The organism is Parasphingorhabdus sp. (assembly GCF_049667325.1).
GTDB lineage: Bacteria > Pseudomonadota > Alphaproteobacteria > Sphingomonadales > Sphingomonadaceae > Parasphingorhabdus.
In genome coordinates this window covers 1-8,275 of record NZ_JBATHY010000268.1, presented here as the reverse complement: position 1 = coordinate 8,275, position 8,275 = coordinate 1, and the positions used below count along the sequence as shown (strand labels likewise).

At 58.0% G+C, this 8,275-nt stretch carries 6 protein-coding genes and 2 pseudogenes; 7 read left to right on the top strand and 1 reads right to left on the bottom strand.

Translation table 11 applies throughout. The features are described from left to right. The 5 genes and pseudogenes from WBM93_RS12180 to WBM93_RS12160 form a co-directional block, all read left to right on the top strand. Window positions 1-405, top strand: a pseudogene (locus WBM93_RS12180) (iron-containing alcohol dehydrogenase); the annotation flags it as partial. Beyond that, a complete protein-coding gene (locus WBM93_RS12175) occupies window positions 392-841 on the top strand; it encodes an acyl-CoA thioesterase (RefSeq protein WP_424432137.1) in 450 nt (149 codons plus the stop codon). The pseudogene WBM93_RS12180 and the gene WBM93_RS12175, both read left to right, overlap by 14 nt. A gap of 29 nt (window positions 842-870) precedes the next feature. After that, complete coding sequence (locus WBM93_RS12170) at window positions 871-2,013, top strand: acyl-CoA dehydrogenase family protein (protein ID WP_424432136.1); 1,143 nt, start codon at window positions 871-873, stop codon at window positions 2,011-2,013. 130 nt (window positions 2,014-2,143) lie between these two features. After that, the gene (locus WBM93_RS12165; RefSeq protein WP_424432135.1) at window positions 2,144-3,067 is read left to right on the top strand and encodes a DMT family transporter; all 924 of its coding nucleotides are present in this window, start codon (window positions 2,144-2,146) and stop codon (window positions 3,065-3,067) included. 7 nt (window positions 3,068-3,074) lie between these two features. Next, complete coding sequence (locus WBM93_RS12160; protein ID WP_424432134.1) at window positions 3,075-4,241, top strand: winged helix-turn-helix domain-containing protein; 1,167 nt, start codon at window positions 3,075-3,077, stop codon at window positions 4,239-4,241. A 15-nt stretch (window positions 4,242-4,256) separates the two neighbouring features. Here the strand turns inward: WBM93_RS12160 and WBM93_RS12155 are convergent, their stop codons facing one another. Beyond that, on the bottom strand, window positions 4,257-4,841 hold the full coding sequence (locus tag WBM93_RS12155) for a hypothetical protein (RefSeq protein WP_424432133.1): 585 nt from the start codon (window positions 4,839-4,841) through the stop codon (window positions 4,257-4,259). Window positions 4,842-5,069: 228 nt separating this feature from the next. Here WBM93_RS12155 and WBM93_RS12150 point away from each other — a divergent pair, with 228 nt between their 5' ends. Together WBM93_RS12150 and WBM93_RS12145 are read left to right on the top strand one after the other, a co-directional pair. Beyond that, window positions 5,070-7,163 carry an autotransporter assembly complex protein TamA gene (locus WBM93_RS12150; protein ID WP_424432132.1) on the top strand — a complete coding sequence of 698 codons (2,094 nt, stop codon included), beginning with the start codon at window positions 5,070-5,072 and terminating at the stop codon, window positions 7,161-7,163. Beyond that, window positions 7,164-8,275: pseudogene (locus tag WBM93_RS12145) on the top strand (translocation/assembly module TamB domain-containing protein); the annotation flags it as partial. It abuts the gene before it with no gap.

Here is an 8,275-nt window from a genome sequence, read left to right as displayed (position 1 = left end):
CAGGCTTTTGCCAATAGTCCGGTCGGCGCGATCCACGCGCTCGCCTATCCGCTCGGCGGCATTTATCACATCCCGCACGGCCTCTCCAATGCGCTGGTCATGCCTTATGTGATGCAATTCAACCTCGAGGCAGCGGCGCCTCTCTACGCGCAGCTTGCCGATGCGCTGGACATCCCGCGCGGCAGCGAAAACTGCAGCGAGGCAAGGGCGCAGCAATTGATCGATCATCTCGAAGCGCTGGCGGTCAAGGTCAAGGCACCGCGGCAGTTGCGAGAGATCGGGATAGCACAGGATGCGACAACCGAACTGGCCAAAGCTGCGATGCTCCAGTCGCGCTTGCTGGTCAACAATCCCAAAGAGGTGACGCTGGCCGACGCGCAGAGGATTTACGATGCTGCCTGGTAAGAGCGCCAGAGCTGAACCACCGGTCCGCTCCGATTATCGTGCCGGCTGCGCGATCACCACCCGGTGGAATGACAATGATCCTTATGGCCATGTCAATAATGCGATATATTATCTCTGGTTCGACACCGCGGTGAACCGCTATTTGATCGAGCAGGGTGCGCTCGATATTACCGGCGGCGACACCATTGGTCTGGTCGTCAACACCGGCTGTGACTATTTTGCCCCGATTGCCTTTCCCGACGAAGTCATGGCGCGAATCCGGGTTGACCGGCTCGGCAACAGCAGTGTCACCTACGGCGTCGGCCTGTTTCGCGGTGACGAGGATGTGGCTTCGGCGGCGGGCAGCTTCACCCATGTCTATGTCGATCGCGCAAACCGCCGACCGGTTTCTCTTCCCGCCCCCTTGCGTTCCGCGCTGGAGGCGATACAGCTTTAATCAACTGATTAAACTCTTGGGAGAGAGATATGCTACGCCCCTTCGATAATGACGAGCGCCGTGAATTTCGCGCGACCTGCCGCCGCTTTGCCGAAACCGAGTTGCAGCCTTTTGCCAATGAATGGGATGAAGCGGGCGAAATCCCCTGGGAGATGCACGAAAAAGTCGGCGCGCTGGGCGTCTGGGGCTTTGGCGTTGATGAAAAATATGGCGGGCTCGGCATCGACGATATTTTCATGCGCGTCGCCTGGGCCGAGGAAGCCACCCGCGCTCATAACGGCGGCACGCTGGCAGCGCTCGGCGGGCGCAGCATTTCCATCGGGCCAATCCACAAGCTGGCTTCGGAAGATATTAAAGACCGCATATTGAAAGATATCGTGCTTGGCAAAAAGGGATCCAGTCTCGGGATTACCGAGCCCGGCGGCGGATCGGATGTCGCCAATATGCAGACCACCGCGCGGCAGGACGGCAACCACTGGGTGATCAACGGGTCCAAAACCTTCATCACTGGCGGAATGACGTCAGATCATTATGTCATCGGCGCGCGTACCGGGGGCGAAGGGCTGCACGGCATCTCGCTGTTTCTCGTCGATGCCGATGCGGAGGGTTTCTCGCGCACCGCGCTCGACAAGAAAATGGGCTGGTGGGCCTCTGATCAGGCCTCGCTCTATTTTGACGACGTCCGCGTCCCGGCAGAAAATATGCTCGGTGATCAGGATCGCGGCTTCATCCAGATCATGCACAATTTCAACCATGAACGGCTCGGCATGGTCGCGCAGTGTCTCGGCATGATGCGGGTGCTGCTCGAATATTCGATCGACTATGCCCAGCAGCGCGAGACTTTCGGCAAGCCGCTGATCAAGCATCAGGTGATCCGCCACAAGATCGCCGACATGTCGGCGCGCGTGGATCGTCTCGACGGCTGGCTCAACCAGATATGCTGGCTCGCCGATCAGGGCGAAATGCCGGTCGCGCAAATCTGCAAGGCCAAATTCAGTGCCACCAAGGATCTCGAATTTTGCGCCAGCGAGGCAATGCAGATTCTTGGCGGGGCCGGCTATTTGCGCGGCAATCCGGTCGAGCGCTTCTACCGCGAGGTCAAGGTCATGGCGATCGGCGGTGGCTCGGAGGAAATCATGCGCGATCTCGCGGTCCGGCAAATGGGCCTCTGATCCCGCTTGCCATTGTCGGTTGCGGGGAGATAAGCTGAGCGTCTTGAAATCCGTTCGTGCTGAGCCTGTCGAAGCGCGCGGGGCGATGACAGAGTAACGGCCCTACTGCATGCGGCTGATGGAATAGTATATGCCCGATCTAATATCCGCCGATAGCCAGACCGACAGCGGCCCACTCCTGTTGCCAGCGGGTTCGGTCCTGTTCGGCCTGCTCACCTTTGCAATGATGGATGTCGCGATGAAGAGTCTGGCGATCGAGCTGGGCGCTTATAACGCGATACTCTGGCGCGTGCTGGTTGCATTTGTGATTGTCTCGCTGGTCTTCTTCGCACGCCGCCCGAAAATGCCGGGCAAGGCCGCGCGCAAGGTTCATCTTCAGCGTGGCATAATCATCGTCTTCATGTCCTATCTGTTCTTCTGGGGCCTGGCGCGGGTGCCGCTGGCCGAAGCTATCGCGCTGTCTTTCATCGCACCGATCATCGCGCTCTATCTCGCGGCGGTGTTCCTGGGCGAGACCATCCGCCCCAACGCCATATATGCTTCCGCGCTCGGTTTTGCCGGTGTGCTCGTGATTGCATGGGGCAGGGCGAGCGGCGAATTTGAAAAAGAAGCGCTGCTCGGTATCGGCGCTATTCTGGTGTCGGCAGTGCTCTATGCGGGCAATCTGGTTATCCAGCGGCAGCAGGCGCTGCTCGCCGGCCCGATCGAGATCAGCTTTTCGCAAAATCTGGTGGTAGGCTCATCCTTTCTGCTGCTCGCTCCGTTTTTCGCGGTTGTTCCCGATATACAGTCGCTTCCCTATATTGGTGCCGCTGCCATTTTGTCGATAATATCCGCGCTTTTCATTGCCTGGGGCTATGCGCGCGCCGAAGCACAGAATCTGATCAATCTGGAATATAGCGCCTTCATCTGGGCGGCGATTTTCGGCTGGCTGTTCTTTCGTGAACCGATCACGCTAACCACGGTGTCGGGTGCGGTCATGATCGTTGCCGGGTGCATATTGGCGACCCGGCGGGACAGAAAAGTCGCGCATATCGAAACCACTGCGGTCTGATCGGGCGGTGCTGAGGATAGACAATCGACAGGCGCGGTGGCTCTGGCTGCAGTCGCAGGGACTTTCCGAAACCCCGACCGGACCGCTCGACCTTCCGGAAATGATCCGCCGCCTCGGCTATGTCCAGCTCGATACGATCCAGAATGTCACCCGCGCCCACCATCATATCATGTGGAGCCGCAACCAGAATTACCGCGAGCCGATGCTCGACAAGCTCTTGGGACAGGACAGGGCGGTGTTCGAGCATTTTACCCATGATGCCTCGATCCTGCCGATCGAATTTTACCCGATGTGGCAACGCCAGTTCCGGCGTCTGGGCGAGCGAGTGGCGGGCCATGCCTCATTTCAAAAGGCGGTCAAGCAGATCAACGGTGAGCAGATCAAATCGAGGATCGATAGAGAAGGCCCGCTCTCCACTCAGGCGTTCGACACAAAGGTGGAAGGCAAGAAGCAGATGTGGGACCGCCCGCCGCACAAGAGGGTGATGGACCAGCTCTGGTATGCCGGTGAACTGGCGACCTCCCATCGTCAGAATTTCACCAAATATTACGACCTGTCCGAACGCGTAATCCCTTCGCATCACCGCGAAACGACCCATGATGACGCGGCCCAGATCGACTGGCTTTGCCGCAACGCGCTTGACCGTCTGGCCTTTGGTTCGCTTGGTGAAATCCAGCGCTTTTGGGGTGCCGTGGACGCAACGGAAACCCGTGTTTGGGAAAAAACGGCCGGGGACATGGTCGCCGTCAAGCTGGAGACACACGACGGCCAATGGCTCAAGGCCTTGGCACCGCCAGATATTGAAATACGCCTCTCGAACGCACCGGAGCCGACGTCGCGCCTTCGGATCATCAACCCGTTTGATCCTGTTGTGCGCGACCGCAACCGCTTGCTTGCCCTGTTCGGATTTTACTATCGCAACGAGATGTTCGTGCCCGCAGCGCAGCGCCAATGGGGCTATTATGTCTATCCGATATTGGAGCGCGACCGCTTTGTCGGCCGGATCGAGATCAAGGCCGACCGGTTAGCAGGACTTTTGCGGGTCACGCAATTCTGGCCCGAGCCGGGAACAGGTTGGTCAACCGCACGGCAGGATAAACTGGCATCGGAAATATCGCGACTGGCCCGTTTGATCGGGGTCGGTGAGATATTGTGGGAATGCGGCCCGGCGTAGAGCGCCGGTTTGGCTTTATTTGACAACCCCGCGAAAGCGCAGTTCGCCGGAGGCGCCGGGTGCGATCGGCGATGCCAGAACCCAGCGGATATGGGTGACATCCGAAGCTATTGCCGGGCGGGAGATTTGCTCGGGCGCAGGTGAATCGCCGGTTTCTTCTTCCGTGACAGCAACAGCCGCCGTTTCGATAACGCTCAGTTCGGACAATTTGCCATAATTTTTGCCGCCGTCGACCGAGACCAGGGCCCAGTCTTCCACAACCTCGATCAAGGCCACGGCCGCGTGGACCGGATTGTTGACAACAAATCCCGTCACCGTCGACTGACCGGTGTTGCGATAGGCATTGATGAACAGCAATTTGTCGCCAGGAATGACCTTGACGCGCGCCGGGTCGACCAATTTGGTAACAATTTCACCCGTTTCCGACTCTTCGGTCCGTTCTACCATTATCTTGCTGTCAATCTTCACATCGGCCCGCGGATCGGTGGCAGCGGCCTGAATAGAGGCAGAAAGGGGTGTTGCAAGGGCGGCCTGAGACACAGTCAAACCGGTTGCCAAAACACCGGCAAGCATGGCTGCTTCGATTATAATCATACGCATATTCGACATTTCTCGCGTTCCCGTTGAACATTGGTCGACCAGCCAAACGCGGCTGGTCTGTATTGATCTGAAAATATGGGCCATGTTGGTTAACGACAGATTAAGATCGATGATGAAAATGGCAGATCTATTGGTGAAAGGACGGAATATCCCACAAAATGAAACGCTTGTCGAAAAGCCATTCTTATTCATTGGCTTCCCTATTCATCAGCCTCTAAAGAGCCTGCAATGGGTCTGACTGTTTTTCGAAGCTGCCTCGGCATGCTGGTTGTTCTGCTGATGGGTTCGCTCGTCCGGCCGGTCTATGCCCAAACCGAAAATCCGGCGGTCACCACATCGCCAGATCAGGCGGAAATTGATGAACCGCTCGACCCCGATCAGGCGCTAACCGAATTTCCGGATTTCGGGGTCGAATGGCCGGATCTGGATCAGGTGGCGGAACCGGTTTTTGATGAAACTGATGATCTGAGCGAACCGGCGCTGCCGGCGACCGATGCGATTGAGGATCAGGAAGTTCAGACAGCCGAAGAAATTTTGGCCGAAGAATTGCGGCTGAATAGCTACCGACCGACCGATGCGCTGGCGGAGACTGCTTACCGGATCAGCTTCGAAGGCCTGCCCAGCACGCTTGGGGAAGCATTTGCCATTCGCTTCGAGATTCTGTCTGTTCTGGAGCAATATAGCGGCGACGAAGCCAATTTTGCCCAGATACGGCGGCGCGTACAAAGCGATGAAGAGCTGGTCGAACGTTTGTTGCGGATCGAAGGCTATTATGACGCCGTCGTGCAAACGCGCTTCGAGGCCGACGGCGAGGAGCGGTTGGACGTGATCATCAACGTGCAGGCGGGCCCGCAATATGAACTGGACGAGATCACCTTGCCCGGTCTCGACACAGCGGTCGCGCCCGACCCGCAAAAATTCCGCGACAGCTTTGCCTTGCAGCCGGGCGCAGTCATCAACAGCGACCGGATCATGGATGCCAAGACCCGGCTCGATGGCGCTATGGCGGAAAACGGCTATCCTTTTGCCCAAAGCGGCGAACCGGAACTCGAAATCGACCATGCCGAACGGCTCGGTGATCTGGAGATGACAGTCGCACCGGGGGGCAAATATAATTTTGGTTCGATTGTCATGGACCGAACCGATCTGTTTGGTCCCGACCATGTCCAGATGATTGCCCGCTTTGATCCAGGCGACATCTATCAGGCTTCGGACGTCGAGGATCTCCGGCGGGCATTGATCGCGACCGGTTTGATTTCGACAATCACTATCGATCCGGTTGTCGCCGAGAACCCGGATGCGGTCGATATCACCGTCAATGTAACACCGGCACCGCTGCGCACCATTGCCGGCGAGCTGGGCTATGGCACTGGAGAGGGCGCACGCGCCGCGGCGAGTTGGGAACATCGGAATTTCTTTCCGCCCGAGGGCCTGATCCGGGTGACCGGCGTGCTCGGGACACAGGAACAATCGGGCAGTATCGCCTATCGCCGCAGCAACTACCGGCGGCGCGACAATATTTTGAACGGGCGCACGGCATTAAGCGTGGTCGATCGTCCGGCGTTCAAGGCCCAAACATTCTCGGTGGCCGCAAATATCGAGCGGCTGAGTAACCTCATTTATCAGAAACGCTGGAGCTGGTCGACTGGCGTCGAACTGATCGCATCGAGAGAAACAGATATCACGGGACCGACCGGCACGACCGACCGCGAAACCTTTTTTATTGGCTCACTGCCGGGTCTGGTCACCTATGACGCCAGCGATGATTTGCTCGATCCGACACGCGGCTTTCGATTGACCGGCCGTGTTGCCCCCGAAGCCTCTTTTCAGGATGGCAGCTTTTTCTATGTCCGGAGCCAGCTGGATGGCAGCGCCTATTTCCCGGTTTCGGATAAAATCGTGCTCGCCGGACGCGCACGTTTCGGAACGATTGCCGGCGCCGGGAATAACCGCATCGCCCCTTCACGCCGCCTTTACTCTGGCGGCGGCGGTTCGGTGCGCGGCTATGGCTATCAAAGCATCGGACCGCGCGATGCCAATAATGATCCGGTAGGCGGTCGTTCGCTGGTCGAATTCTCGCTGGAAGCGCGGATCCGGACCGGATTTTTTGGCGGCAATCTTGGTGTCGTGCCGTTTCTTGACGCGGGTAATGTCTACACCAGCAGCACCCCGGGATTTTCCAATCTGCGCTACGGTGCCGGGCTCGGCGTCCGCTATTATAGCGACTTCGGACCAATCCGGATCGACGTCGGCACACCGATCAATCCCCAGCCCGGTGACTCGCGCATTGCAGTCTATGTCTCGCTCGGGCAGGCGTTCTAGATGGCCGAAAGCAAGGAAAAGTCGCGTTTCAAGCCGATGACCTGGCGCTGGCCGATGCGCAGCCTTGTGGCGCTGGCTGTGGTCCTTATTCTCGGGCTGGTAGGGACTGGCATATGGCTGGATAGCGATTCCGGTCATCGCTATATCATCAGTCAGATCGAGGCGCAGGAACCGGAGAACGGCTTGCGCATCCGCATCGCCGCTATCGAGGGATCGATTTATGGTGGCGCAAAAGTGCAGGGACTGCAGCTTGAGGATCCCAAGGGCCCTTTTTTCAAGGCCGGTACTGTGGCGGTCGAGTGGAATCCGCTGGCGTGGATATTCAACGAACTTAATATCTCCGAAGCGGTCATTACAAAAGCGCGGCTCGACCGTTTACCGGAACTGATAGATAGCGGTGAAGACAAACCGTTACTGCCCGACTTTGACGTATATATTGGCGCGTTTCGGGCGGATAACCTCGCCCTCGGAGCGGCTATTACCGGTTCGGAGCAATTTGCTGACTTGTCCGGCTCTGCCGATATCCGGGCCGGTCGCGCGATGGTGCTGCTGGATGCCGCAACCACGCGCAGCGGCGATAAAATATTGCTCGCCCTGAATGCGGAACCGGACCGCGAAAAGCTCGATATCGATGCCGAAATCATCGCGCCTTCCGGCGGCGTGCTCGCCGCAGCTCTGGGGTTGGAGCAGGATCTGGCAGCGACCCTGAAAGGTGAAGGCAGCTGGCGCAAATGGAATGGCGAACTGAATGCGCTGAGCAACGGCAAGCCGTTCGCGAACGTCACGATCGAGGCAAAGGAAGGGCTGTTTGCCTACGATGGTAAATTGAACGCCTCGATGCTGCCGGCCGGGATTGCGCAGAAACTGGCGGCGCCAAATTTAACCATCAAGGGTACAGCAAGTCTCGATGATCGTCTGGTGGCACTGGATTTCGATGCGCGTTCCGCGGCGCTTTCCTTCACCGCAAGGGGCGGGATTGATCTCGGTCGCAACAGTCTCGATGCAATGCGGCTCGAGACCAGATTGATTGATCCTTCTGCGCTTTCTGCCAATATGAAGGCGCAGGATTTCGAGCTCAAGGCGCTGCTCAACGGAAAATTCTCGGAACTGCG

Bases quoted from the DNA above. Each gene is read 5' to 3' on its own strand.
- WBM93_RS12165 (WP_424432135.1), top strand. From the start codon at position 2,144: ATGCCCGATCTAATATCCGCCGATAGCCAGACCGACAGCGGCCCACTC.
- WBM93_RS12155 (WP_424432133.1), bottom strand. From the start codon at position 4,841: ATGCGTATGATTATAATCGAAGCAGCCATGCTTGCCGGTGTTTTGGCA.
- WBM93_RS12170 (WP_424432136.1), top strand. From the start codon at position 871: ATGCTACGCCCCTTCGATAATGACGAGCGCCGTGAATTTCGCGCGACC.
- WBM93_RS12150 (WP_424432132.1), top strand. From the start codon at position 5,070: ATGGGTCTGACTGTTTTTCGAAGCTGCCTCGGCATGCTGGTTGTTCTG.
- WBM93_RS12175 (WP_424432137.1), top strand. From the start codon at position 392: ATGCTGCCTGGTAAGAGCGCCAGAGCTGAACCACCGGTCCGCTCCGAT.